24 protein-coding genes and 1 pseudogene are annotated in these 25611 nt (G+C 59.1%); 12 read left to right on the plus strand and 13 right to left on the minus strand.

The features are described 5' to 3' along the window. Positions 1–100: 100 nt before the first annotated feature. Together HU750_RS14230 and HU750_RS14235 are read right to left on the minus strand one after the other, a co-directional pair. A complete protein-coding gene (locus HU750_RS14230) occupies positions 101–997 on the minus strand; it encodes a DMT family transporter (protein WP_186680653.1) in 897 nt (298 codons plus the stop codon). An 87-nt stretch (positions 998–1084) separates the two neighbouring features. Further along, positions 1085–2155 (minus strand): SDR family oxidoreductase, encoded by a 1071-nt coding sequence (locus HU750_RS14235; protein WP_186680656.1) that lies wholly within the window; start codon positions 2153–2155, stop codon positions 1085–1087. Positions 2156–2229: 74 nt separating this feature from the next. On the opposite strand from HU750_RS14235, the gene HU750_RS14240 reads away from it, so the two are divergent. Both HU750_RS14240 and HU750_RS14245 read left to right on the plus strand, forming a co-directional pair. Then, positions 2230–2619, plus strand: a complete 390-nt coding sequence (locus tag HU750_RS14240) for a MerR family transcriptional regulator (RefSeq protein WP_099454510.1) — start codon at positions 2230–2232, stop codon at positions 2617–2619. Between the two features lie 473 nt (positions 2620–3092). Further along, complete coding sequence (locus HU750_RS14245) at positions 3093–3782, plus strand: B3/B4 domain-containing protein (RefSeq protein ID WP_186680659.1); 690 nt, start codon at positions 3093–3095, stop codon at positions 3780–3782. Between the two features lie 28 nt (positions 3783–3810). Here the strand turns inward: HU750_RS14245 and HU750_RS14250 are convergent, their stop codons facing one another. Then, positions 3811–4821 (minus strand): aldo/keto reductase, encoded by a 1011-nt coding sequence (locus tag HU750_RS14250; RefSeq protein WP_186680661.1) that lies wholly within the window; start codon positions 4819–4821, stop codon positions 3811–3813. Between the two features lie 92 nt (positions 4822–4913). On the opposite strand from HU750_RS14250, the gene HU750_RS14255 reads away from it, so the two are divergent. After that, positions 4914–5813, plus strand: coding sequence for a LysR family transcriptional regulator (locus HU750_RS14255; RefSeq protein ID WP_186680663.1), 900 nt, complete (start codon positions 4914–4916; stop codon positions 5811–5813). Positions 5814–6033: 220 nt separating this feature from the next. Continuing rightward, positions 6034–6129, plus strand: a pseudogene (locus HU750_RS27580) (alcohol dehydrogenase catalytic domain-containing protein); the annotation flags it as partial. Here the strand turns inward: HU750_RS27580 and HU750_RS14265 are convergent. The 8 genes from HU750_RS14265 to HU750_RS14300 form a co-directional block, all read right to left on the minus strand. Next, complete coding sequence (locus tag HU750_RS14265) at positions 6126–6920, minus strand: SDR family NAD(P)-dependent oxidoreductase (RefSeq protein WP_186680665.1); 795 nt, start codon at positions 6918–6920, stop codon at positions 6126–6128. The pseudogene HU750_RS27580 and the gene HU750_RS14265 sit on opposite strands and share 4 nt — an antisense overlap. A 260-nt stretch (positions 6921–7180) precedes the next feature. After that, on the minus strand, positions 7181–8089 hold the full coding sequence (gene glsB, locus HU750_RS14270; protein ID WP_027596305.1) for a glutaminase B: 909 nt from the start codon (positions 8087–8089) through the stop codon (positions 7181–7183). A 119-nt stretch (positions 8090–8208) separates the two neighbouring features. Next, a complete protein-coding gene (locus HU750_RS14275) occupies positions 8209–10659 on the minus strand; it encodes a TonB-dependent siderophore receptor (RefSeq protein ID WP_186680667.1) in 2451 nt (816 codons plus the stop codon). A 107-nt stretch (positions 10660–10766) separates the two neighbouring features. Next, positions 10767–11690, minus strand: a complete 924-nt coding sequence (locus HU750_RS14280) for a FecR domain-containing protein (RefSeq protein ID WP_186680669.1) — start codon at positions 11688–11690, stop codon at positions 10767–10769. Further along, a complete protein-coding gene (locus HU750_RS14285; protein ID WP_186680671.1) occupies positions 11687–12202 on the minus strand; it encodes a sigma-70 family RNA polymerase sigma factor in 516 nt (171 codons plus the stop codon). The genes HU750_RS14280 and HU750_RS14285 overlap by 4 nt, the downstream gene beginning before the upstream one ends. Before the next feature lie 97 nt (positions 12203–12299). Then, complete coding sequence (locus tag HU750_RS14290; protein ID WP_186680673.1) at positions 12300–13331, minus strand: methionine synthase; 1032 nt, start codon at positions 13329–13331, stop codon at positions 12300–12302. Positions 13332–13358: 27 nt separating this feature from the next. Then, complete coding sequence (locus HU750_RS14295) at positions 13359–14342, minus strand: DUF1852 domain-containing protein (RefSeq protein ID WP_186680676.1); 984 nt, start codon at positions 14340–14342, stop codon at positions 13359–13361. A gap of 273 nt (positions 14343–14615) precedes the next feature. Continuing rightward, positions 14616–15842 carry an MFS transporter gene (locus HU750_RS14300; RefSeq protein WP_027596311.1) on the minus strand — a complete coding sequence of 409 codons (1227 nt, stop codon included), beginning with the start codon at positions 15840–15842 and terminating at the stop codon, positions 14616–14618. 466 nt (positions 15843–16308) lie between these two features. Here HU750_RS14300 and HU750_RS14305 point away from each other — a divergent pair, with 466 nt between their 5' ends. Then, positions 16309–16782 (plus strand): OsmC family protein, encoded by a 474-nt coding sequence (locus HU750_RS14305; protein WP_186680715.1) that lies wholly within the window; start codon positions 16309–16311, stop codon positions 16780–16782. A 175-nt stretch (positions 16783–16957) separates the two neighbouring features. On the opposite strand, the gene HU750_RS14310 is transcribed toward HU750_RS14305, so the two are convergent. Further along, a complete protein-coding gene (locus tag HU750_RS14310) occupies positions 16958–17869 on the minus strand; it encodes a LysR family transcriptional regulator (RefSeq protein WP_186680678.1) in 912 nt (303 codons plus the stop codon). Between the two features lie 93 nt (positions 17870–17962). On the opposite strand from HU750_RS14310, the gene HU750_RS14315 reads away from it, so the two are divergent. From HU750_RS14315 to HU750_RS14345, 7 genes are all read left to right on the plus strand, one after another. Further along, the gene (locus tag HU750_RS14315) at positions 17963–18910 is read left to right on the plus strand and encodes a 2-dehydropantoate 2-reductase (RefSeq protein WP_186680679.1); all 948 of its coding nucleotides are present in this window, start codon (positions 17963–17965) and stop codon (positions 18908–18910) included. Beyond that, positions 18907–19305 carry a VOC family protein gene (locus HU750_RS14320; RefSeq protein ID WP_186680681.1) on the plus strand — a complete coding sequence of 133 codons (399 nt, stop codon included), beginning with the start codon at positions 18907–18909 and terminating at the stop codon, positions 19303–19305. The genes HU750_RS14315 and HU750_RS14320 overlap by 4 nt, the downstream gene beginning before the upstream one ends. Continuing rightward, positions 19302–19757: a MaoC family dehydratase gene (locus HU750_RS14325; RefSeq protein ID WP_186680683.1), complete on the plus strand. Its 456-nt coding sequence runs from the start codon at positions 19302–19304 to the stop codon at positions 19755–19757. Before HU750_RS14320 ends, HU750_RS14325 begins: the two co-directional genes overlap by 4 nt. Continuing rightward, positions 19754–20986: a CaiB/BaiF CoA transferase family protein gene (locus HU750_RS14330; protein WP_186680685.1), complete on the plus strand. Its 1233-nt coding sequence runs from the start codon at positions 19754–19756 to the stop codon at positions 20984–20986. Before HU750_RS14325 ends, HU750_RS14330 begins: the two co-directional genes overlap by 4 nt. Beyond that, the gene (gene aroE / locus HU750_RS14335; protein ID WP_186680687.1) at positions 20983–21801 is read left to right on the plus strand and encodes a shikimate dehydrogenase; all 819 of its coding nucleotides are present in this window, start codon (positions 20983–20985) and stop codon (positions 21799–21801) included. The genes HU750_RS14330 and aroE overlap by 4 nt, the downstream gene beginning before the upstream one ends. A gap of 3 nt (positions 21802–21804) precedes the next feature. Beyond that, the gene (gene aroQ / locus HU750_RS14340) at positions 21805–22242 is read left to right on the plus strand and encodes a type II 3-dehydroquinate dehydratase (RefSeq protein WP_186680690.1); all 438 of its coding nucleotides are present in this window, start codon (positions 21805–21807) and stop codon (positions 22240–22242) included. A gap of 137 nt (positions 22243–22379) precedes the next feature. After that, the gene (locus HU750_RS14345) at positions 22380–23792 is read left to right on the plus strand and encodes an MFS transporter (protein WP_273029340.1); all 1413 of its coding nucleotides are present in this window, start codon (positions 22380–22382) and stop codon (positions 23790–23792) included. 382 nt (positions 23793–24174) lie between these two features. Here the strand turns inward: HU750_RS14345 and HU750_RS14350 are convergent, their stop codons facing one another. Beyond that, positions 24175–25491, minus strand: a complete 1317-nt coding sequence (locus HU750_RS14350) for an MFS transporter (protein WP_202883851.1) — start codon at positions 25489–25491, stop codon at positions 24175–24177. Between the last annotated feature and the right edge of the window lie 120 nt (positions 25492–25611).

A 25611-nucleotide genomic window follows, 5' to 3' on the forward strand; every position in this document is an offset into this window, starting at 1 on the left:
CGGGCCGCACGCGGTACGCGGCCCTTTTTCATTTTGGGCGATTGCCATGCGGTTCAAGACACACGCGCTACTAACGTAATCAGCAGCCCGAAATAGTTCACTAAGTGGAAGGGGCGGATGCTTTGCCGCCCAAGCGAATCAGCTCATTGGAGAAGCACAGGCCGACGATGATCAGTGCCGCTCCCGCGTATAGGCTTTGAGGCGGCACTTCGTTAAGCGCTACGAATGCCAGCAGCGCGGCGAACAGTGGCTCCGTGAGCTCCAGTGCCTGCACCTGGGATGGCTTCAGGTACTCGATGGCCTTGGTGGTGCAGAAGAAGCCGAGGATTGTCGGCAGCGTGGCCAGCGCCAGCAGCGCCGTGATCGCCAGCGGCGACAACTCGCCGATCGCGAAACCATCGGCGGCAGCCGGCATCAGCAGATACAGGCTGCCAAAGAACAACAATTGACGGGTGAAGTGCAGCCCTCCCGATACTCCCATACGTTTCATGGCAACCGAAAAAGCCCCATAGCCGGAGCCGGCAATGGAGGCCAGCGCAGCACCTTGCAGGCTAAAGCCCTGCTGCAGGTCGCCACCGAAGATCACCGAAATCCCAGCGATAGCCAATGCGGCGCCTAGGGTAGCGTTCGCAGTGATGGCATCCTTGAGAAAAATGCGCCCTAGGATGATCGACGAAATTGAGGCACTGGCCATCAGCACCACTACCACACCTGCCGCAGCGTAGTGTCTATAGGCGGACGTTTCGAAATGGAACAGCACAAAGATGCCAAGGAATGCACAGATAGCCGCCTGAGCCCATTGGGTCGACACCGCAGGGCGCTTGAGGAAAAACAGTAAGATCGAAAGAAGCATGCACCCCAGTACGGTCTTGATCACAGCGACACTGCTGGCCGTGAAGCCATTACTCATGAGTACTTTGCTGAGTACACCGATCGTTGCGTTCAGTGCTGCAGCGGAAAGTGCAAATATGACGCCTTTACCGAAAGTTGATTGCATTGCTGGCGATCCCTGTCGCTGAGTTGTCGTTCGATAGAGCTCCGCCAGTATCGACGGCATAATTGTTGAGGAGGGGAAGTCAGGTACCTAGCCTTTGGCGATGCAATAGGAATTGACGAACGCTGCCGTGTGCTGCAAAGACTGACGGATATCGGGTTTGGCTATTTCGTGCCGTTTTGCAAATTGCTCGACCGCCGTTGTATCAAAACGTGTGGTCTGGATAAAGTCCAAGGCTTCGGGTTTTGTGTGCAAGAACGACGCGACGGGGGGAATAGCCAGTAGCAGCTTCAGCAATCGGAGGGGAATGTGATGCTTGGGAGACGTTAAGCCCAACGGTTGTGCAACCTGCATCAGGAGTTCTCGCAAGTTTGGAGTGTGGTCATCAAGTGCCAGCAATTCCTGGCCCACCATGGCAGGGTCAAACGCACAAACTGCTACCAGCTCCGCCAGATAATCGACGGTGACCAGCGGCAGCCAGTGCTTGGCGGTACCGGGTACAGCAGTGAGCTTTCCCTGCACAAGGTTGCGTATCAGCGCCACCAGTGGCTGCCCCTCAAGAATATGCCCCGTGCGGCTGTGGCCACAGACCGTTGCAGGGTGGACAACGGTAATCTCCCCACCTTTGGCAGACATGAGCGCCAGGGTTGCAAAATGCGCCTCCAGCTTGCTTCCCTCGTAACCACCCACACGTCGATAGACGGCAGACCAATTCGTCAACTCCGGACGACGAGGATCAATTCCGATGCGTTGCAGATGTTCCTGATTTTTCAGCATGTAGCCGCCGATCATGACTAAACGGCTTTTTTGCTCTGCCGCCAGAAGCGCCACGCGCTTTGCCCCTTCCACATTTACCGCACGAGAATGCTCCACTGACAGCCCCCATGCGAAGTGGGCGCCTAGATGGAATATGACACTGGCGTGCCTTAGCACTTCACGGTCAGCAGGAGTCAGCCCGAGGTTGTCCCGTTCCAAATCGCCCGCTACGGCAAACACCCGGCTGGCGCACCCTCCCAAATTAGCGACTTGCTCGCGCAGTGCAGACAATTGCTCTGGGCGACGCATCAACACCCTGATGGTGTGACCTTTTGCACTCAAGTTCGCCACCAAATGTTGGCCAACAAAGCCAGTCCCGCCTGTGACAAAGCACTCCACGCTCATTTCCCTGTTCCTTGTTCAAGGTGAGAAACACAGCGTAAACTATCGACCCAACTCTAGGGTCAAGCGGTATTGTCATGAAAATCGGCGAACTTGAGGCGCGCAGCGGCGCTAGCCGCCATACGCTGCGTTACTACGAGCAACTTGGCCTGATCTCACCGCTGCGGCAAACCAACAACTATCGCGTTTACACCGAGCAAACGCTGCACGATCTGGACTTTATCCAGCGCGCGCAAAGCATGGGGTTTTCCCTTGGGGAAATTGGCGAGATTCTGGATGCGCAGCGGAACCAGCTGATTGACTGTGCTGACGGCGCCAGGCTCATTGAAAAAAAGATGGCAGAGATCAAGCAGAAGATCGCCAACCTCCAAAGCATTTATCGGTACCTGGATGAAGAGCGTGCAAACTTTGAGGCCAGTGCTGCCAAGCAACTTGAACTTCAGCAGCTGAACAACGCCGCAAACTGAACTGTCAGCCCGGGAAACGGAAACTGCAGCCCACGTCGCTCGTGAACGACCGCAATGGGTCGTAAGCAGACGGTCATGACTGGCCGCAATCGACCCAAGGCGTACTCTGATCCAACGCTCTGCTGTCAGTGCAGGCCTCATCGCCGGCAAGCCGGCTCCCACCGGAATATCACCAGCCTTCAGGCATGCGCTGTACCTGTGGGAGCCGCGCTTGCCGGCGATGGGGCGCGAAGCGGCCCCGGTTACAGATGTTGATTAGGCTAATAAGAAGAGCTTATGCGCCATGATGGTAAATCATTAGATCTGATGGCGGGGACGGTTTAAAACTCCCTGCATTGATCACCTTCACTGCGGAGACAGCTACATTAGCATGCACACTGAAGTCGCTCGTCCACACTCTCCATACCCTGTGCTCGGCATGGGGCAGCTACACCATGAGAAACCTTCAGCGTTAGTAGCCGTGGAGGCCAGCAATGTCATTTGTCGCTCCTGTTCTTGACCCCCAACTGGCTGAGATTGCACCAGGTTTCCGAGCGCTGAGTATCAGCGTGGAAGCTTCGCAGATCGAACACCCCCAGGTTTCTACAGACGCGCTTGAGAAGGCTTGTGAGTCGTTGGTCGCTGACACCCCGGTTTGGGCTAAGAGCCACTTGGCTGCATGGGCCAATGCATTCAGGCTGTTCGGCGCTAAACCACAGCGCACCCCGTGCTCAGCCGAAGCATTGCGCAAGCGAGTTCTGCGAGAAGGGAGCCTTCCCAGCATCGATCCCATTGTCGATTTGTACAACGCAACCAGCATCAAGTACGCCATACCCGTTGGCGGAGAAAATTTTGATGCCTACATAGGTGGCCCACGTTTAACCATCGCCGATGGCACTGAGCTGTTTGACACAACCAAAGATGGCAGTGCGGCAAACGAGTCGCCAGAAAAAGGCGAAGTCATTTGGCGCGATGATCACGGTGTGACTTGCCGACGCTGGAACTGGCGTCAGGGCACCCGCACCCGGCTTGATTCGAACACGAAGCGGATGTGGTTCATTCTGGAGAGCCTTCCTGAAATGCCCATAGAGGCCCTCAGGGCTGCTGGGGATGAGCTGAGCAGCGGACTTCAGCAGATGATGCCGGAGGCAAAAATTGCATCCCAATTGATTGAGTTTTACTGACCGGAGAAGCGTAATGGGCATCCGATGCTCAAGCCCCACTGCTGGGTACATTCGTGCCCATACCTTCAGGTAAATAGGGGCGTATCTCTTCTATTTCAGCGTGGCTAAGACGAATTCTGCAGGCGTCTATCAATCCATTCACCTGGTCGGGGCGGCGTGCGCCTACGATAGCGCCGGAAACTGCCCGGTGACGCAATACCCAAGCGATGGCTACGGCCGCCGCTTTGACCCCATGCCTGGCACCGATAGTTGCCATGACTTCTACCAACGCGAGGTTTTTGCTCAGGCGAGGTTCCTGGAAGTCGGCGCTCCGCGATTTTCGCCAATCATCGTCGGGCAGCTGTGCAATCCGCTCGCGGGTCATGCTTCCCGTCAGTAAACCAGATTGCAACGTCGAGTAGGCAATCACGCCCACCTGCGCTGTTGCACAATACGGCAGGATCTGGTCTTCGACATCACGCATCAAAGCTGAATATGGCGGTTGAAGGGAGGCGATATCGGTTACGGAGCGGGCTCGCTCAAGCTGGGAAACATCGAAGTTTGATACACCAATCGCCCTTATCTTGCCTTGAGTCTTGGCTTGGGCCAAGGTCGCCAAAGCCTCCTCGATGCCTTCGCTGTTTCCATCTGCCGGGAACGCTGGCCAGTGAATCTGATAGAGATCGATGACACTCACCTGTAAGCGACGCAGGCTATCTTCGATTTCTTTCATCAATGACTGGGGGGCGAGCGAATGAGAGATCTCACGGGTTGTGCGGTCCCACACCAGGCTGCCTTTGGTGAATACTAGCGGGCGACGCGAAGCTGGTACCTGACGCAGCAATTGCCCAGTCAATGTCTCGGCATGACCGAGCCCATATACCGCTGCTGTGTCGATCCAGTTCACGCCGCGTTCTACCGCATACTCCAATGCTGCCAGGCTATCGCCATCATCTTGCGCCCCCCAGCTGAACGCCCATCCTTGTCCTGCAATGGCCCACGTGCCCATTCCAATTGGCGAAATCAACAACTCGGATGTCCCTAGTCGATTCTTTTGCATGCAAACCTCTCGTCGATTGAGGCGCAGAGTATTCATTGAGAGGTTGCCGACGATAAGATAGCTAATCGTGTTTGAACTGCTGAGCTGTATTCATGAAATCCCCTTGCGACCTTTCCGAACTCGACGCCTTCGCCGCCGTAGCTCGCCATCACAGCTTTCGCAAAGCCGCCGACGAGCGAGGGGTATCTGCGTCAGCTCTGAGCCACGCCATGCGTGCCTTGGAAAGCAAGCTGGGGGTCAGGCTCCTTAATCGCACCACGCGCAGCGTCACGCCTACCGAAGCGGGTAATCAACTGCTCGCCACGTTGGTCCCTGCCTTGACGGAGGTCGCCAACGCGTTGCATGAATTGACCTTCAAACAGGAAGTCCCCACCGGCACGCTGCGATTGAACGTATCGCGGCCCGCTGCCCGTCTTGTTATTGCGCCGCTGCTGGCGCGATTCACGGCAGCCTACCCACGCATCAACGTAGAGCTGGTGGCCGACGATGGGTTGAGCGACATCGTCGGCAAAGGGTTCGATGCCGGCGTGCGCTTCGGCGAGAGCCTGGCGGGTGACATGATCGCCGTCCCGGTGGGCCCACCCCAGGGGTTTGTCACCGTTGCTGCCCCCAGTTACCTCAGTAGGCACGGGACACCGGACACACCGCAAAGGCTACTTGAGCACGCCTGCATTGGCCGACGCTTTCCCAGCGGCAAACTGTACAAGTGGGAATATCTTGCCGAGGGGCAGCCTATGCGCCTGGCCGTGGCAGGGCCGTTAATACTGGAAGATGACACCATGATGATTCAAGCGGCGAAAGACGGCGCCGGGATCGCGTACGTGTATGAGGAGATGGCAAGGGAATACTTGGCTCGGGGGCAATTGGAGGAAGTGCTGGAAGACTGGAGAGCCTTGCCAAGCAGGTTTTTCATCTACTACTCAAGCCGGCGTCACGTACCGCCAGCGCTAAAGGCGCTGATCGAGTTTGTGCGTGAGACGCAGCATCGTTGAATAAATGACGTGTCAAAGTGAAGGAAATCATACGAATCGATGATCTGCAGGCGCCTAGGTTCGAATAGCGGGGCAGGGGGCCCCGCACCTGCTTCAAGCTTACTCGAGTACCGACTGACGTGCGTGCCGAAGCGGCACTGCAGACCCTTCGTCCTCATCAATGCGTTGGCGCCTGGGTAAGGCGTACCAGCGCGAATGGCTGATCAGCGGTTCAGGTGCTGGTTGGGATACTGTTGGCATCGTGCGTGAAGTGGGCAGTGATGTGTCACTGTTCAACGTGGGTGACGAAGTATTTTACGCCGGCGCAATCGATCAAGCGCCGTAACGCGGTGCGAGTGTGTTGCTGGAAAGATGCCCGAACAGCGCTTTGCGGCTGCTTTCGTAGCGTTCGAAATGCTGCAGGTCGTGCATGGAAGGGATGGAGATCAGGACGCTGTTGTCGAAGTCTTGAAGGGCGCCATCCACCAGGTCGCTGGCTGACATCACGATGTTGGGATCAAGGTTTTCGACAGGCAGCCCCCCGATCTCCCAGAAGTCGGTCGCTGTGGCGCCTGGCAGCACCGCTTGAACCCTGACGCCATGTTCTGCCAGCTCTTTGTGCAGCGACTGAGTGAAGGCCGTTACGTAGGCTTTGCTTGCGCCGTACACACCATTCAGTAATTCGGGGGCCAGGCTGACGATGGAGGAAATATTGATGACTGCGCCCTGTTTGCGAGCGACGAAGCCCGGAGCAGCGGCGTAGGTGAGCCGTGTCAGTGCGGTGACGTTGAGCGTGATCATCTCGGCCATGCGCTCGACATCGCTTTCCATCAAGCTGGTGTGGGTGCCGATGCCGGCGTTATTAACCAACAGGTTGATGCTGGCGTCCTCGCGCAATTTGCGCTCGACGCGGGCCAAGTCCGCTGAGCTGCCCAGGTCCGCCTGGAAGACTTCCACACTCTGCTGGGTCTCGTTGGTGATACGGCTGGCGAGGGCATTGAGGCGATCACGATTGCGGGCGACCAGAACCAGGTCGTAGCCACGTTGAGCCAGGCGTTCGGCGTAGATCGCGCCGATGCCGGAAGATGCGCCTGTGATCAGGGCAGTGCCTTTGTATTCCTGAGTCATGGTCCAGCTCCGTTGATTGGGTGTGGAGCCATGATGCAGAGAAATTGATATGTCTTAAACGACGCATATAGTCATGATTTGAGACATCAAGAAATTGCGTTCGGGTACGTCTTCGCGCAGGCCCAGTGCTTGGGCGCACGCACACTAGGCTCTGTCGGAATAGTTCTGTGGGAGCGGGCTTGCCCCGCGAATGGGGCTATGCGGTGCATGGCACCGGCTTCGCCGGTGTTCGCGGGGCAAGCCCGCTCCCACGTAATGCGTCAGAACACCGACCACCCGATCCGTGAACTCAACAACTCGAGCGCCGCCATGCCCGCGTAGGAGTTGCCCGCGGCATTCAGCTCCGGCGACCACACGCATACGGTAAATTGGCCCGGCACGATTGCTACAATCCCGCCACCCACGCCACTCTTGCCTGGCAACCCCACGCGGTAGGCGAAATTCCCGGCTTCGTCATACAACCCGCTGGTGGCCATGATCGAGTTCACCTGCTGGGTCTGGCGTCGGCTCAGGATTTGCTCGCCGCTGTGCTTGCAGAACCCGTCGTTGGCCAGAAAGCAGAAGGCGCGGGCCAGATCGAGGCAGCTCATCTGCAGCGCGCAATAACTGAAGTAACTGCGTAACACCGTCTCGACGTCGTTATGGAAGTTGCCAAAGGACTGCATGAGGTAAGCCATGGCCGCGTTGCGCGCGCGGAATTGATACTCCGAATCCGCGACGCGGGTATCGATCGCAATATGGGGGTTGGCCGAGAGCCGTCGCACGAAATCGCGCATCGACAACGTGGGGGCTGCGAAGCGCGATTGGTTGATATCACAGATGACCAACGCACCGGCGTTGATAAAGGGATTGCGCGGGCGCCCGCGCTCGAACTCCAGCTGCACCAGCGAGTTGAATGGCTGGCCTGACGGCTCATGCCCAAGCCGCTCCCAAATGGCTTCACCGGAATGGCCAATTGCCTGGACCAGGCTGAATACCTTGGAAATGCTCTGCACCGAGAATGGCACCAGGGCGTCACCCGCGCAGTGATAACTGCCATCGTTGCCATAGACTGCAATACCCAATTGCTGCGCTGGCACGTCGGCCAGCGCAGGAATGTAGTCAGCCACTTTGCCCTTGCCGATCAAGGGGCGCACTTCGTCGAGAATCTCGTTCAACAGCGTTTGCATGGAAGGCCCTGTTATCACTCCCCATTCGACAGCGAGGGGTAGCGTTTCAGACGCAGGCTCAGCAGCAAAAATCACACACTCGGCGCGCAGCGGCCCCTTATTTCAGGCCATGGGGCTGCTCAGAAATCGTATCGGGTATTTAACATCACGTTGCGTGGCTCGCCGTAATAGCCGCTGTAGAAGGTGGTATCCAACGCACTGATGTATTTCTTGTCGAACAGATTGTTGATGTTGAGCGTCGTGGAAAGTTGGTCGGTCAGTTGATAGCGGGCCATCAGGTTGACCACGGTGAACTGCGATTGCTTGGCTTTGACCGTGCCCAATGCGGTGCTTGGCGTGACGGTGATGTGGGTGCCGCTCTGCCAGTTGGCACCGCCGCCGACGGTCAGGCGGTCGAAGTCGCCCGGTAGTCGGTAGGTGCTCCACAGTTTCACCATGTTGGCCGGGGCTTCGGTGTTCAAGCGCTCGCCATCGCGGTCCTTGGTGATGCCGTGGTTATAGCTGGCCGAGACGTTCCAGCCGGGCATCAACTCGCCGTTGGCCTCGACTTCAAAGCCACGGGTGGTGGCGCCGCTCACGGCTTTGTACGCGGCAGTCATACCATCATTGTTGACGGTCTTGCCTTCGTCGAGCACGGCCAGGTTGTCCTGCTTGACCTCATAGGCTGCGATGCTGGTATTCAGGCGACCGTCGAAGAATTCACTCTTCAGGCCCACCTCGTAGTTGTCGCCCTCACGCGGCTCGAGGGTCGAGCCGTCGGCATCACGCAGGCTCTGTGGTTTGTAGATGCTGGTCCAGCTGGCATACACCGAGTGGATGTCGTTGAGGTCATAGACCACACCGGCGTAAGGGGTGACAACGCCGTTTTCCTTGTAGTCGGTCGTGCGGTTGCTGAGGGGCGTCGCCGGGTAGGTCAGGTCGTAGTCGTAGTCGTACTTGCTGACTCGCGCACCCAGGATAACCGACAGGTCATCGGTCGGGCGCAGGCGGGTGGCAATGTAGGTGCCGGTCTGGTGAATGACGGTGTCGCCATCATAGAGCTTGCCGCCACCCATTACCGGTTTGTCTGTGTAGTTGTCCCAGTCGTAGACGTTGACGAAAGTGCCTTCGATGCGGGTACCCCGGGTCGGCGTATGGCGGTTTTCGTAACGTGAATAGTTGTAGCCGACGATCAACTCATGCTGGCGGCCGAACAGCTGGAACGGGCCTTGGGCTTGCACATCCAGGCCGGTCTGTTTCTGCCAGGTGCTGCCTGCGCCACCATACAGGCGTACACCTGCGCCGGTGCTCTCGTCGGGGAAGCCCCAACTGGCGGTGGCCAGTTTGTAGTCGTCACGCTTGATGTACATCTGGTTGACCGACGCCTTCAGGGTCCAGTCATACGCCAGTTTCTGCTCGAGGCTTGCGAAGGTGTTGAGGGCATCTTGCGGGTTATGGCTCCAGCGCGCGGCGCTGTTGGTGGAGCGCGAGAACGACGTTTGCTCGCCATTGCTGTGGAACAGCGGGAACGCCACCGAAGACGAGCCTTGCGGGTTGTTTTTCTGGTAGTCGGCACCCACCGTCAGCAACGTGGTGTCGGTCAGGTCGGCTTCCAGGACCCCGTAGAAAATCTGCTTTTCCTGGGAATAATGGTCCATGAAGCTGTTGTTCTGCTGGTAAGCCGCGACCATGCGCCCACGCACGTTGCCGGTGGGCGTCAACGGGCCGGACAGGTCGACTTCGCTACGGTACTTGTCCCACGAACCCACGCCAGCCGTGATGTGGCCCTTGAACTCGGCCGTAGGGCGTTTGCGCACGAGGTTGATCGTGGCCGATGGGTCGCCCGCGCCAGTCATTAGCCCAGTGGCACCGCGCAGCACTTCGACACGGTCGTAGATGGCCATGTCGGCCAGGCTCTGCGCCGACATCTGGGTTGCGATATCCAGCGTGGTGGGGATGCCGTCGAACTGGTAGTTATCGACCGAGTAGCCACGCGAATAAATGTTGAAACGCTCACTGCCAAGGCTCTGCACCGACAACCCCGGCGTCTGTTGCAACACCTCGGTGATGTCGTTCAGCCCCTGGTCATCCATACGCTGACGGGTAACCACGCTGATCGACTGCGGCGTTTCGCGAAGGGTCAACGGCAGTTTGGTGGCCGTGCTGCTCTGGCCTGTGGTGTACGAGCCAGTGCCCTCGGTGGTGGCCCCCAGGCCTGTGGCGTTGATGCTGGTGGCGCCCAGTTCCAAGGCAGCGCCGCGCTCGGCCTTGGCCAGCACGTACCGTTTGTTCCCCGCCTGTACGAGCCGCAGGCCGCTGCCCTGGAGCAAGCGGGCAAACCCCTGGTGCAGCTCGAAATCTCCCTGCAGGCCTGGTGAGCCGAGGCCCGCGGTATCTTCGGCGCTGAAGGTGATCATGACCCCGCTGGCGGCAGCGAATTGGCTGAGGGCCTCGGCCAGGCTGCCAGCTGGGATGTCATAGCGCTGTGCTTGCGCCCAGGCAGCGGGCAGCACCAGCAGCGAGCCGGCCAGGCTCAGGGTGAGCGCTGCGCGGTGGATACCGCAGGCGAGTCGGGAGGGGGGTACGAACATGAACAACTTCCTGTTGGGGTTGGCAGTGGCTGCGTTTTTTACGCATGTGCAGCTAGAGCCGAAGCAGAAATCGAAATCTGTTACCCCTCACGCGAAAAAGTTTTGCTTCATGCCGCACCCGCCTCGATCCGCACCCAGTAACGGGTCAGGCGCCGGATGTGCACGGGCAGTGAGTCCTGCAGATTGGCCAGCACCGCCTCGCTGTCATCCAGCAGGAAGGTGCCGGACAGCCGCAAACCGGCGACCTCGGGCGCGCAACCGAGGTAGCCGGGGCGGTAGCGTGAAAGCTCGGCGAGCACGTCGTCCAGGCGCCAGTCGACCACCACCAGCATGCCCCGCGCCCAGGCCGAACTTTGCGCGGCGGCGGGGTGCAGTGGCCCGATTCGGTCTGCGGTAAAGGTTAGGGTTTGCCCAGCTTCGGCACGCATCACCTGAGCCTGCGCTAGCCTTGGCCGGACCTCCACGGCGTGCGCCTCGACCGTGACCCGGGTGCTGCCGTGCCCCTGGCGCACGGCAAAGCGCGTGCCGAGGGCGAGGATTCGGCCCTCGGCCGACTGCACGCTCAGTGGGCGCGTATCCTTGGCCGTTTCCACCAGAATTTCGCCCTGCTTCAGCACGATCAGCCGCTGCTGGCCATCGAAATACAGGTTCACTTGGGTGTCGGTGTCCAGCACCAAGCGGCTGCCGTCAGCCAGCGTCAGGTGGCGGCGTTGCCCCACGCGCGTGGCGTAGTCCGCCTGCCAAGGCGAAAGCTGATAACCCTGCCAACCGACCACGCCGACCCCGAGCAACAGCGCCAGCATCTTGACCGCCGCACGGCGCTGTTGCCGGGCTTGTTCAAGGGTCGCCGCACCCACCGCCGCAGGGGCTTGGGCCAAGCGTTGCTGCAAATGCTCAAGCCGGGCCCAGGCTTGTGCGTGCTGCGGGTCTGCCGCCAGCCAGGCTTGCCACTGGCTGTGGGTGGCAGGGCTGACCGTGCTTTCGTTAAGGCGCACGTACCAGTCCACCGCCTGGGCCAGGGCGCGCTTCATGCCTCGTCCAGCAGCAGGCAATGCATGAGGCCGCGGGCCAGGTGCTTGCGCACGGTGCTTACCGATACCCCACAGCGTTCAGCGGCTTTCTCGTAGGACAGCCCATCCAGTTGCACCGCCAGGAAAATCTGCCGGGTACGCGTGCCCAGGCCATCGAGCAGGCGATCGATGGCCAGCAGGCTATCCAGGATCTGTGCACGGGTTTCTGCCGAAGGGGCATAGGCTTCGGGGCGCAGTTGCAAGGCTTCGAGGTAGGCCTGTTCCAGGCTGCGCCGCCGGTACAAATCGATGACCAGGCCACGGGCGATGGTCGTCAGGTAATGCCGCGGCTCCTTCAGGCTGCTGGCGGTGCGGGCCAGCAGCACGCGCACAAAGGTATCCTGGGCCAGGTCCGCGGCATCCGCTGAGTTGTTCAGCCGATGGCGCAACCAGCTACGCAACCACACGTTGTGGTCACGGTACAGCACATGCAGATGCTCATGAGGTACTGCGTCGGGGGGCATTGTGGACATTCCCTCTCCCAGCCGGCGGAGGATGCAAATACGAAACACTCTCGATTGTAGAGGGATTGGCCAAGGCTGGGAAGAACACAGAGGGAGGAACTTAAATCTACGCGTTGGCGTATTCGTTGCGGACGATTTCAGCGCCTGCAGTCAACGCACTCAATTTCCCTCTGGCAACGTGGCGTGGTAACGGCGCCATGCCGCAGTTGGTGCACGGGTAGAGCTTGTCGATGTCGACGAACTGAAGGGCCTTGCGCAGGGTATTGGCGACTTCCTCGGGGGTTTCAATGGTATGGGTTGCCACATCAATGGCGCCAACCATCACCTTTTTACCGCGAATCAGTTCAATGAGATCCATCGGCACGCGGGAGTTGTGGCATTCCAGCGAGACGATGTCGATGCTGGATTTTTGCAGCTTGGGGAAGGCTTCTTCATACTGCCGCCACTCTGACCCGAGGGTTTTTTTCCAGTCGGTGTTGGCCTTGATGCCATACCCGTAGCAGATATGCACAGCCGTTTCGCATTTAAGCCCTTCAATGGCCCTCTCCAGGGTGGCCACCCCCCAGTCGTTCACCTCATCAAAGAAGACGTTGAATGCGGGCTCATCGAACTGGATGATGTCGACCCCAGCAGCTTCCAACTCCTTGGCCTCCTGGTTGAGAATTTTGGCAAATTCCCAGGCCAGCTTTTCACGGCTTTTATAGTGGCTGTCGTACAGCGTATCAATCATGGTCATGGGGCCTGGCAGTGCCCATTTGATGGGTTGCTTGGTCTGCTGGCGCAAGAACTTGGCGTCCTCGACAAACACCGGTTTCTGGCGAGCCACAGCCCCTACAACCGTCGGCACGCTGGCGTCATAGCGATCGCGAATTCTAACGGTTTCACGCTTCTCGAAATCGACACCGCTGAGGTGCTCAATAAACGTCGTGACAAAGTGCTGTCGCGTTTGCTCACCATCACTGACAATGTCAATGCCTGCAACTTGCTGTTCGTGCAATGACAAACGCAAGGCATCGTGTTTGCCCTCGATCAGGGCCTCATCATGCAGCTTCCAAGGCGACCAAAGTGTCTCAGGTTGTGCGAGCCAGGACGGTTTAGGCAAACTGCCGGCGGTTGAAGTGGGTAACAGCTTTTTCATAGTAAAAGACCTTGAACGTGGGAAGCGTCAATGAGCGTAATTGGCGGACCACTGCTCAAGTACGGCGTGGTAGGGTTTGATGAAGTGCTCTTCGGCGAACCGACCTTGTTCAATCGCCAGTCGGCTGCGCTCTTCGCGATCATAGACAATGCGCGTCAATGAATAGTCCTGGTGCTGCAAGCTGGGCTGATAGGACCTTCCAGCGACCGCGTTCGCGTTGTAAATCTCGGGGCGGTAAATCTTCTGGAAGGTGTCCATCGTGCTGATGGTGCTGATGAGTTCAAGGTTGGTGTAATCACCCAGCAGGTCGCCGTTGAAGTAAAAAGCCAGCGGCGCAACGCTGTTTGGCGGCATGAAGTAGCGAACCTTCAAGCCCATTTTCTTGAAGTACTCATCCGTCAGCGAATACGCGTCTTGCTGGTACTCGACCCCCAGTACAGGGTGCTGGTTTTCAGTGCGCTGATAGGTTTTGCTGCTCGAAACGCTCAGGCAAATAACCGGTGGCTTGTTGAAATGCGCTTTGTAGGCAGCCGAGTTCACGAAGCACTGGAACAGTTTTCCATGCAGGTCGCCGAAATCCTCTGGCGTGCTGAAGGTGGGCCGGCCTTTGTTGTGGGCCAGCAAGCGCACGCTGAAATCATAATCGCGCACGTAGGACGAGAAGTTATTGCCGACAATGCCATCGATACGCGTGTTGGTTTTTTTATCAATGACGGTCGTTTTAAGTAGTTCGATCAGCGGCAGGGCCGGGTCACCGCTTTCAGCATCGAGGTTCATCTCAACGGAGATGATCTCCAGCGCTACCGTGTAACGATTGCCGGTGGGGTTGTCCCAATGCGCCAGTGCATTGAAGTGATTGTCGATCATCTTCAAGGTGTTGCGTAAATTCGCTTGGCGGCTGGTGCCTCTCGCCAGGTTGGCAAAGTTGGTGGTGATGCGTGTGTTGTTCGAGGGCTGGTAGTGCTCATCGAAACAGACGCTCTTGATAGCAAAAGCAAGCGTGGTGTTCATGTTGGTGCGGTGCCTTAATCCCTTAATTGTTCAGTGCACCAGAGCTTTCCGGTGCGTTTACGCAGTGTGGGCTTCGCCAGGTAACCTGCGAGCCGGCGCAAAAAACGATAGGGGGATTTTCAGGCGTGAAGGAATATGAGGCAAACTCATTATTTTTGAGATGAACTTTATTTTGCCTCATGATTGAAGGGCGCCAGCGACGCACCGCCGTCGCCCTGCGGCTGCGGCGTCTGCTGCCTGCCCAAAAAGGACCTGTATACGAGTGCGCCCCTATCAGCAGGGTTGAACCGCCAATCGGTTACTCACGTTACGCCCCAGCACCAGCACCGTCGCAAAACCACAACCCACCAGTGCCGTGGCCAAGCTCAACAGTACTGCGGTGCCCAACTGGTCGACGATCTGCCCACCGAAGAACGAGCCCAAGGCAATGATCACCTGGAACATGGCGACGAACAGTGGCATGCCGCGTTCGACATCCTTGGGCGCTACGACAAACATCCAGATACTGGCGCACGCCGGGAAGGCGCCGAAGGCGAAGCCCCACAGTGCAATCAGCATCGCCGCGCCGGTCATGCCGGTGGCAAAGTAGGGGAACAGCGCGGTGCTGACGCCTATCATCAGGGCGACCAGCATCAGGGTATGACGCACGCTTCGGTTGGCGGCGAAGCCGGCGAATATATTGCCGATGACGCCCGCGACGCCATAGAGCAGCAGCAGCGAACCAATGGTCGGCCCATCGAAGCCAGCGCTTTGCTTGAAGAAGGGCGCGACATAGGTGTAGGCGGCAAAGTGCGCCAGGCCAATCAGCAATACCGCGATCAAGCCAACCCGCGCCTGCGGATTGATAAACAGCGCCGGCAGGTCACTGATGCGAATGGCCTTGTCTGGGTTAAGCCGCGGCAGCAGCAGGATCTGCGCCAGCAGCACAGGCACGCCCACCAACGCGGTCACCAGAAACGTCATGCGCCAGCCCATCAGGCCACTCAACCAGGTGCCCACGGGCACCCCCAGGACAGTGGCCAACGTCACACCGACCATGATGATCGACGTGGCCTGCGCAACGCCCACGCCCTTGGGCGCCAGGCGGCCGCTGAGGGCAATGGCCGTCGCCCAGAAGCCGCCGATGCTGATGCCCAGCAGCACACGGCCGAACAGCAGCAGGTTGAAGTCGCTGGCGTAGGCCACCACCGCGTTGGCGATGATCATGATCAGCGTCAGGCCGATCAACAGGTAACGACGGTCCAAGGCGCCAATGCCTACAGACAACAAGGGGGCGGCGAGGGCGGCCATGATGCCGGGCAGGGTAACCATCAGCCCGGCCTGGCCGGCACTGATGCCCAGGTCGCTGGCGACATCGTTGAGTACGCCGACCGGGAGAAACTCGCTGGTCACCAGGGCAAAGGCACCCACCGCGACCGATAGAATCGCCAGCCACTGCTGTTTGACGCTTTGTTGATTATGTTCGGGAAGGCCGCTAGGGGCCTGGCTGTCGCTTGGCATGGTGCTGGGTTCCAAGGGGGAAGTCGCCTGAAAGACGAAGAGGAGGGGGGAAAATTGGAGGCGATTATACGGGCGGGGGTGGGCAACCACACAGGCGCCCGGCTTGATAGTACTCATCAGTGAGATCGATGAAAGGCGCTGTGCAGAGCGGCGGTGGCTGGCTGATGAGGGGCGTAGGAAGACGGCGGATATGCATTCGCTACCGTTTTCGACCCATGGCTGACATTCAAGGCAAAGGGCTGATTCGGGAGTTCGTTAGCGTCTCCAAATCAAAACACGCCAGCAAGCACTGTCAGGCCAGCCACAAGGCTACCTCGCTGACCGGCTCATTGCCTTCGCACAACCAGCGCATGCGTCAATGCAAACAAGAGAAGCTGGTTGGGAGCCACACTGAGCGCGCATGATTGCAGTGCTAACGCGAGAAGAGCGGATTATCTTCTGGGCATCTTTCAACACAGGAGTGGCGATGAGAGAACACAATTATGCTGTCACCATCAATTGGATAGGCAACACCGGTGAGGGTACCGCCAGCTATACGGCTTACCAGAGAGACTTCACTGTCGAGTCACCAGGGCGAGCGCCTATCGATGGTTCCGCCGACCCTGCTTTTCGTGGTAATCCCGAATGCTGGAACCCTGAAGACATGTTGCTGGCATCGATCTCGGCCTGCCACAAGCTCTGGTATCTTCATCTGTGCGCCGTTAACAACGTGTGCGTGCTGGAATACGTCGACCACCCGGTGGGCTGTATGATCGAAGGCGATGGCCAGCGCAGGGGCCATTTCAAGGAAGCAGAGCTAAGACCTCAGATCATCATTAGTAGTCAATCAGATAGGGCGCTTGCAATGCGCTTGCATGACGATGCTCACCACGAGTGTTTCATTGCCAACTCGGTCAACTTCCCTATCAAATGTAGGGCTGTTATCAACTATCGAAACTAATCCCTCAAAGGCTCTAGCCTCGGTATCGGCCCGGACATCTGAATGTCTGCATGGGGTCGTTTGCTGTCACTCGCGCCCGACCGCTTTCGACCCAAAGCCGCCCTTCGCGATGATAGGCTTGTGGCCAAAGCGGACGGCTTAAATCACATTTCCTATCTAAGTCGAAACTACATCATCATTGGCTTGGTGAATGGAACAATCCGCGAACGACTTCCCTTAACCACCGATTCCCACTGTCCTGATGATATCGGGCATGCCAATGCTGTTTGACGGTGAACCCCTCCACTTCAACTGGGCAGTTATGCATCCGTAGTCCATGCATGTCAGCCAGCGTCTGTCCGATATGTCGCGGCAAGGTGGCCAGCAGATCCGTCGTCCCGATTATCATCCCCAACCCGAGAAACCCCGGCAGCTCCAGCATGATCCGTCGTTCGATCCCGGCGCGTGCCAATCCTGCCTCCAGCAGCTTCTGCCCAGTGCCGAAACTAATCTGCACATGCCCCTCGGTGCGGTAGCGCGTTAAGCCCATGCCTTTGCCCAGGCGGGGATGCTGCGGGTTGCTCAGGCACACCCAGTCCTGCTCGAACAGCATCTGCTGGTATATCCCCCCACCCAGCCAGGGCACGAAGCCAATGGCCAGGTCCGCCTCTCCCGACTCCAGTGCGCTCTCGGTATTGCCATCGATCCGCGCCGCCTCCAGTCGGATGCCCGGCGCATGGCTGCGCAGGTGGTTGAGGATGCTCGGCAGCAGGGTGATATGGCTGGCATCACTGACACATAGGCGAAAACGCCGCTGCGCCGTGGCTGGCAAGAACTGCGGCTCCCATGCCGTTAGCCTGCGCAATGACTCCAGCACCTCGCGGCACGGGCCGATCAGTTGATCGGCCCGTGGCGTAGGAGCCATGCCCCCAGGCGTGCGCACGAACAACGGGTCGTTCAACTGCTCGCGCAGGCGCGCCAGCCAGATGCTGATAGTCGGCTGGCTCTGCCCCAACTGCTCGGCCGCTCGGGTCACACTGCGACAGTGGTACAGCACGTCGAACAGTTGCAGCAGCTTGGGTTCGGGCAGAGCCTCCAAGGCATTCATTATTGCGAATCTCAATAGTTGTATTGAGGTCATTGTATAGCCCAAATAACCCTCGCTGCATAAGGTAGTCGCAAACCACAGGAGGTCTGCGACGTGAAAATCTGCATTCTGGGCGCCGGTGCCCTGGGCTGCGCCATTGGTGCGGCCCTAAGCGAGGCGGGGCATGAAACCTGGCTATTGAACCGCGGCCGTGCGCACGTCGAGGCGATGAAACTGAACGGGTTGCGGGTGCACGACGAACGAGGCGAGCGGCAGGTGCCAGTCAAAGCTGCCATGGAAGCCGAAGATGTCGGTGTGGCTGACTTAGTGGTGGTGTTGGTGAAGTCGTTCCACACCGCCGAGGCCATCGCCGGCGCCGCCGCGCTGATCGGGCCGCAGACGCTGGTGCTGTCGCTGCAGAATGGCCTCGGCCACGAGGACATACTGGCCGACGCCGTCGGTCGTGAGCGGGTGCTGGCCGGCAAGACCTATGTCGGTGGCGTGCTGCTGGCGCCGGGTTCGATCCGCGCTGGGGTGGCCGGCAAGCAGACCTTCATCGGTGAACTAGATGGCCAGCTGTCACCGCGCGTGCAGGCCATCGCCGATGTTTTCAACAGTGCTGGATTGGCCACCACTGTCAGCGACAATATTCTCGGCACCATGTGGGACAAGTTGCTGGTCAACGTCGCCACCGGCGCGTTGAGCGGCATCACCATGCTCAGCTATGGCCAGCTGTACAGCGAGCCGCTGCTGGAAGGTACTGCCAAGGCCGCTGTGGCTGAAGCCATCACCGTGGCCCAGAGCGCTGGCATCCGTCTCAGTCTGAGCAGTTCTGACGCCGCCTGGACGTTGGCCGCTGAAGGCCTGCCGGCGAGCTTCCGTACCTCGATGCTGCAGAGCCTGGAAAAGGGCTCCATCACCGAAATCGACTTCATCAACGGTTCCGTCGTGCGCTGGGGCCAGCGTTATGGCGTGGCCACGCCGGTTAACGCGACCCTGGTGGCCTGCATCAAGGGCATCGAGCGCGCCATGGCCGATCATCAGAAAAAGGAAACCTCATGAGCCAGCCAAAAGCCTACCTCGAACATGTGGCGTTCTGGGTGCAGGACATCCAGTGGCATATCCGCTTTTTCAGCGAGGTGTGCGGCATGACCATGCGTGAAGTGCAGGGCGACGTCGAGCAACCGGCACAGTACTGGACCCTCGGCGGCCTGCAGTTCATTCATCAGCCGGACTTCGCCGGGCCGGAAGGGCGCATGGCTCACTTGGGCATAATGTGCGAGGACCTGGAAGCAGCGCTGGCCGCCGCCCAGCGCTTCGGCGTCAGCGAAATGCCCCTGGGCCGCAACTGGTTGCGCCTACCCGATGGCCTGGCAGTGGAGTTCATCCAGGCGCTGCCGGCCAAATGCGTGGCTCAGGCACTGGCCATCGATCCGCGGGCGGAGGTGCAGGCATGAGGGTGGTGGAGAAATACTGGGACGATGCACGCGAAGGCGACGAATGCATCAGCCCCACTTACACCGTGACCCGGGAACGCATCTTGGCCTACGCGGACCTCACCGGTGACCACACCCCGGTGCATGTCGACGAGGAATACGCCAACGCCAGCCACTTCGGCTGCCTGGTTGCCCACGGGCTGTTCGGCTTGTCGATTGCTGATGGCCTGAAAACCCAGTGCGAGTACCGCTTCTTGCCGGGCATGTCGCTGGGCTGGACATGGGACTTCGTACTGCCGATCAAGGTCAACGACGTGCTCCATGTGCGCATGCGCGTCGGTGCGATGCGCCCGAGTAACAGCCGTCCGGGTTGGGGCATCGTGGTACTGCCATCGGAACTGATCAACCAGCACGGCGACGTCGTGCAGCGTGGCGAGCACCGGCTGATGGTACCGCGGAGGGTAGAGGCATGAGCCAGGCATTGCCATTGGCGGGTATTCGCGTCATCGACTACAGCCATTTCCTCGCCGGGCCTTATGTGGGGCGCTGTCTGGCGGCGCTGGGCGCCGAGGTGATCAAGGTCGAACGGCCGGGTAGCGGCGATGCTGGTCGCCAGCATGCGTTCACCCTGGACGACCAGCAGAGCGGCTATTTCCTGCAGCTGAACATGGGCAAGCAGGGCGTTAGCGTCAACATGAAGGACCCGCGCGGGAAGACGTTCATGCAGCGCCTTACCGATTCGGCCGACGTGTTCATCGAGAACTACCGCCCAGGTGCGCTGGACAAGCTGGGATTGGGCTACGCCGAGCTGTCGGCTCGCAACCCGCGCCTGGTGTACTGCTCGATTTCAGCCTACGGCCATACCGGGCCGGACGCCTACCGCGCCGGCTTCGGGCTGATCGCCGAGGCCAAGAGCGGCATCATGCAGATGGTTGGCGTGCCGGGCGAAGCGCCGCCGCTGCTGCGGATCTCACTGGGCGACATGTACACCGGCATCCATGCCGTGGCCGCGATCAATGCGGCGCTGCTGGGCCGGGTCAGCAGCGGCCGGGGGCAGCATATCGACATGGCCCTCTACGACACGCTGGTGTCGATGCATGAGTACGCGGTGCAGTGCTACACGTTGTCCGATGGCACCGTGCTGCCGGAGCAGACTGGCCATGACATGCCCACCTCGACCTTGTACGGCGTGTTCCGCGCTGCCGATGGCGACCTGGTGATCGCGGCCCAGGTCGACGATGCCTGGCAACGCTTTGCTGCCATGCTCGAAGCCAATGGCGGCCCGCCCGGGTTTGGCAGCGACAAGCGCTACCACAGCCTCAACGGTCGCAATGCCCACCGTCAGGCGATTCTGGCTGTGGTCCGCGACTGGGTCGGCGCCCGTCAGGTGGCCGATATCCTGCAACTGCTGGACGGCATCGACATCCCTAGTGCTAAGGTGCAGCGCATCGACGAGGTGCTGGCCGACCCGCAGATCCAGGCGCGCAACATGGTCATCGAACAGCAGCACCCGCGTTACGGCACCTTGCGCCTGCCCAACCTGCCGTTCCGTTTTTCCGACTGCGACACGACGATTCACCAGGTGGCCCCGGACCTTGGCCAGCACAACGCCGAAGTGGCCGCAGCACTTGGCTTCAGCCCTGAGGAAATAACCGCCATGCAGGCAGACGGTGTACTGTTCACCCACGGAGATGCACGATGAGCGACCGCTACGCAGTGATCGGCCGGCCGATCAACCACACCAAGTCCCCTTTGATTCACGGTCTGTTCGCCGAGGCCAGCGGCCAGGCGCTGGAGTATGGCGCCATCGAAGGCACGCTTGATGACTTCGAGACCCAGGTACTGCGTTTCCGTCGTGACGGCGGACTGGGTATGAACATCACCGCCCCGTTCAAGTTGCGCGCCTTCGAACTGGCTGATCGGTGCAGCGAGCGGGCTCAATTGGCACGGGCGGCCAATGCACTGAAGTTTGAGGATGGTCGTATCTTTGCGGAAAACTTCGATGGCATCGGTTTGTTGCGGGACATTGAAGAAAATCTCGGCGAACCTCTGCGCAACACGCGTGTGCTCATGCTCGGTGCTGGCGGCGCGGTACGTGGAGCGTTGCTGCCGTTTCTGCAGGCCGGACCTCGCGAGTTGGTGATTGCCAACCGCGATATGGCCAAGGCATTAACGTTACGCAACGAACTGAATCACCCAAGGCTGCGCATCAGTCGTTACGAAGAACTGGAAGGGCTCAGTTACGACATCGTTGTCAACGCTACCTCCGCCAGCCTGACGGGTGAACTGCCGCCGCTGCCCATGGGCGTTCTGGCCGAGACGCGCCTGGCGTATGAGCTGGCCTATGGCAAAGGCCTGACGCCATTTCTTCGTATGGCGCAAGCGCAAGGTGTGGCGCGCCTGGCCGACGGTGTCGGCATGTTAGTCGAGCAGGCGGCTGAAGCTTTTGCCTGGTGGCGAGGGGTGCGGCCTGAAACCCGTACCGTAATTGATCGACTGACCATTCCTCTGGAGTAAGCAATGGTCGCCAATGTCCTGATGCTGCACGGTATTAACCACAACATGTTCGGCAAGCGAGACCCTCGCCAATACGGCACGGCAACGCTCAGCGATATCGACCAGGCCTTGCAATCGCTGGGCGAAGAACTGGGAGCTCGGGTCGAGAGCTTCCAAACCAACTTCGAAGGCTCCATGTGCGAGCGCATTCACCAAGCCTATGAAGATAGGGTGGATGCCGTGCTGATCAATGCTGGCGCATGGACGCACTACAGCTACGGTATTCGTGACGCATTGGCCATCGTCGAAGTGCCGGTGGTTGAAGTGCATATGTCGAATATCCATGCCAGGGAGCCGTTTCGTCATCACTCGGTGTTTGCCGAAGTCGTGCGCGGGCAGATCTGCGGGTTTGGTGTCGAGACTTACCTGCTGGCGCTGCGTGCGGCGATGAAGATGATCTAAAGGCTCGTCTCTGCCCTTTCGGGGTTAGCTGACCTCCGCGAATCAGGCGCCTCAAAGCGTGATATTACTTTGCCTGGATTCGCGGGGCTGCCCGCGCGCTCATTGAAGACCCTCCACTGTCAGAAGGACTTGTAACCTTGGCCAATCCTGCAGTCACCCATACCACCCGCCAAGCCATCTGGATTGCCTTGCTAGTCGCCGTCACCTTCTTCATGGAAAACCTCGACGCCACCGTCATCGCAACCGCGCTACCGCAGATGGCCCGTGACTTCGCCAAGAACCCGGTCAGCTTGAACATCGGCATCAGTGCCTACCTGCTGGCGGTGGCTGTATTCATTCCGCTAAGCGGCTGGGTGGCAGACCGCTTTGGTGCCCGGCAGGTGTTCGCCGGGGCCATCGGCCTGTTTACCTTTGCCTCGTGGCTCTGTGGCCTGGCCCCAAATCTGGAAACCTTCGTTGTCGCACGGGTGTTGCAGGGCATCGGTGGTGCGCTGATGGTGCCGGTCGGACGACTGGTGGTACTGCGCACAACTGAAAAGCAGGACTTAGTGAAGATGCTCGCGGTGATCACCTGGCCAGGACTAGTAGCGCCAGTGCTTGGCCCACCGATTGGCGGGCTGATCGTTACTCATCTTTCCTGGCCATGGATCTTCTACCTGAACATTCCGCTTGGCGTGCTGACCATCGCGGCAGCATGGAGGTTGATACCCAACACACGCGCAAGCGAGGCACGGCGCTTCGACCTGCTCGGTTTTGTTTTCCTCGCCTCAGCCTGCGCGGCGTGGCTGTTGGGGCTGGAGATGCTTGGCTCGCTCTCGGGTGGCAGCCTCAACGCGGGTGCGGTGTTGGTTGCCGTGGGAGCACTGCTGACCTGGCTGTCGATCCGTCATTGTCAGCGTCACGCCTCGCCGCTGCTACCGTTGGCGACCCTGAACATTGCCACGTTCCGGGCTAGCATCGTTGGCGGCACGCTGTTCCGCCTGTCGATCAGCGCTTTACCGTTCCTGATCCCGCTGTTGCTTCAGATTGGCTTTGGCCTGTCTCCGGTGGATGCCGGTCTGCTGGTGCTGGCAATTTTCGCCGGCAACCTAGCGATGAAACCGTTCACCACCGGGCTTCTGCGCCGCCACGGCTTTCGTCGTGTGCTGCTGGTCAATGGCTTGATCGGCGTCGGTTGCATCCTCGCGTGTTTGCTCCTGCAGCAGGGTATGCCGTGGTACTGGATGGTGCTGGTGCTGTTCATCGGCGGCCTGTCTCGTTCGATGCAGTTCACCACCTACAACGCTGTCGGTTTTGCGGAGGTTCCAAAGGCACAGATGGGCGAGGCGTCGACGCTGTTCAGCATGTTCTTCCAACTGGCAATGGCACTCGGGGTTGCGATTGCGGCTCTGCTGCTGAGAGTGTCGATGTTAATGCGGGGGGGCGAAAGCGAGCTGACGGTAGGTGACTTTCACTGGGCGCTTGTTGGAATCGCCCTGATTGCTTGCGTCGCTTTGGTCGATGCTGTCCGCCTGACTGGTAATGCTGGTGAGCAGGTATTGCGTACATAGCTGCGTCGGGGTCATAGCCACATCATGACCCCGAGGTCACAGGCATTGGAATGGCACTCCTTTGAGCCATTAACGGCCCTGACGAATGGCCGCTTTGGGTCGATAGCAGCCATTCATGAAGGCAACTGACGACCCGAAGCAGACACTGAGCTGGCATTCGCCACAAGCTGTCACCAGCAAGCGAGATGCTGACTCTGTGGGAGCGGGCTTGCCCGCGAACACCGGCACAGCTGGTGCCATCCATCGCGGTGCCGGCTTCGCGGGCAAGCCCGCTCCCACAAAAGATGCTGGTGAGTCCTACGGCAGCTACGAGTCGTTAGCAGGCATTTGCGACCTTTATCAGCGGGCGTCTAGCGACACCCGCTTTTATCCTTAAGGGCTTTTATGCTGTTGAGCGCTCCGTTTTCATAGGCGTGGAACGCGCACAGTCCGCCGAAGTCGATGACGATGGCATGCTTAGCATACAAAACCCGGCAATCAGAGCGGGAAGTGCTACACACATAAACAAGGTCGCATAACCCAGTCCGGAGGAAAGCAAATACCCACCCGCGGCGGAGCCCAACATAGATCCAATTCGACCGATGGCTGAGGCCCAGGAAACGCCCGTTGCTCGACTTGGCGTTGGATAATAGGTCGCGGCCAAGCCATTAACCCCCACCATCGTACCGCTCACGCAAAACCCGGCTATGAAAATAAAGGGGGCGACGAGAGCAATGCTGCCAATGGTGTGGCCGATTGTGAAAATTGCCACGCTCGCCGCCATGAATGCCAACCCAAGGACTCTGCTAGGCCGGCGCCATTGCATCAGACGCCCTAGCACCACGCCCCCGGTGGTTGCACCTATTGCGGACAAAGCGGCCAACAACGTCCCAGACTTTACTGAGCCGCCGGAGCTGGTAACGATGACGGGAAGCCAGCTGGACATCAGGTAAATCACCGATAGGGCCATGAACGAGGTTGTCCAGATCAGCGCTGTGCCTCGGAGATACGGCTTAATCAGAATTTCCCTAACTGGCGAGGTAGATTTCGGCTTTTCGATCGTATGGAAGTTGATCGTATCGATCGCGTGGTCTGTGTTGAATTGACGCGCGAGTTTGAGCAGAGCTTGCTGATCGTTAGGACGCCGTAACGCCAGATAGCGCATGGACTCAGGCAGCCACAACCAAAGCGCAGGCAACAACAGCAGAGGCGCTACGCCGGCAACGATCAGCATGGCATGCCACCCGAAGCGTTCAATAACCTGCGACGCGATTACGCCCCCCAGTGCATAACCCATCGAATTACCGCACAGCATGATGGTGATCATGGTAATGCGGCTGCGAGCGGGTGCATATTCAGCGGTAAGGGTTGCCGCTGCTGGCGTGGCACCGCCAATTCCAAGACCTGCAATGAAACGCAACACCGATAGCTCAGGAACGTTGTCGGCAAATAATGCCAGCAATGTGGCCCCGCCAAACAGCGCCACCGTCACCATCAATATCGGGCGTCGGCCATAGCGATCAGCCAGCTGCCCAAACAGAAACGATCCAAGCATCATTCCGAGTAAGCCGGCAACAAAAATGGGAGCGAGTTCACTCGCTGAGAGGCCCCACTCTTCCCTAATTGATGGTGCAATATATGCTGCCAGGCCAAGATCGATGCCATCAATTGCAACGGCCAGAAAACATAAGCACGTCACCATTATCTGGAAGCGTCCCAACGGTTGCTTTGAATCGCCCCTGGTTTACTAGACACTCTCCAAGCTCAGAAAATAGCGTTTCTCATACTCTACTGGCGACAGCTGCATAGCACTGCTGTGTCGACGCTTGGGGTTATAGAA

The organism is Pseudomonas sp. SWRI50 (assembly GCF_014269095.1).
In the GTDB taxonomy this organism is placed as follows: Bacteria; Pseudomonadota; Gammaproteobacteria; order Pseudomonadales; family Pseudomonadaceae; genus Aquipseudomonas; species Aquipseudomonas kermanshahensis.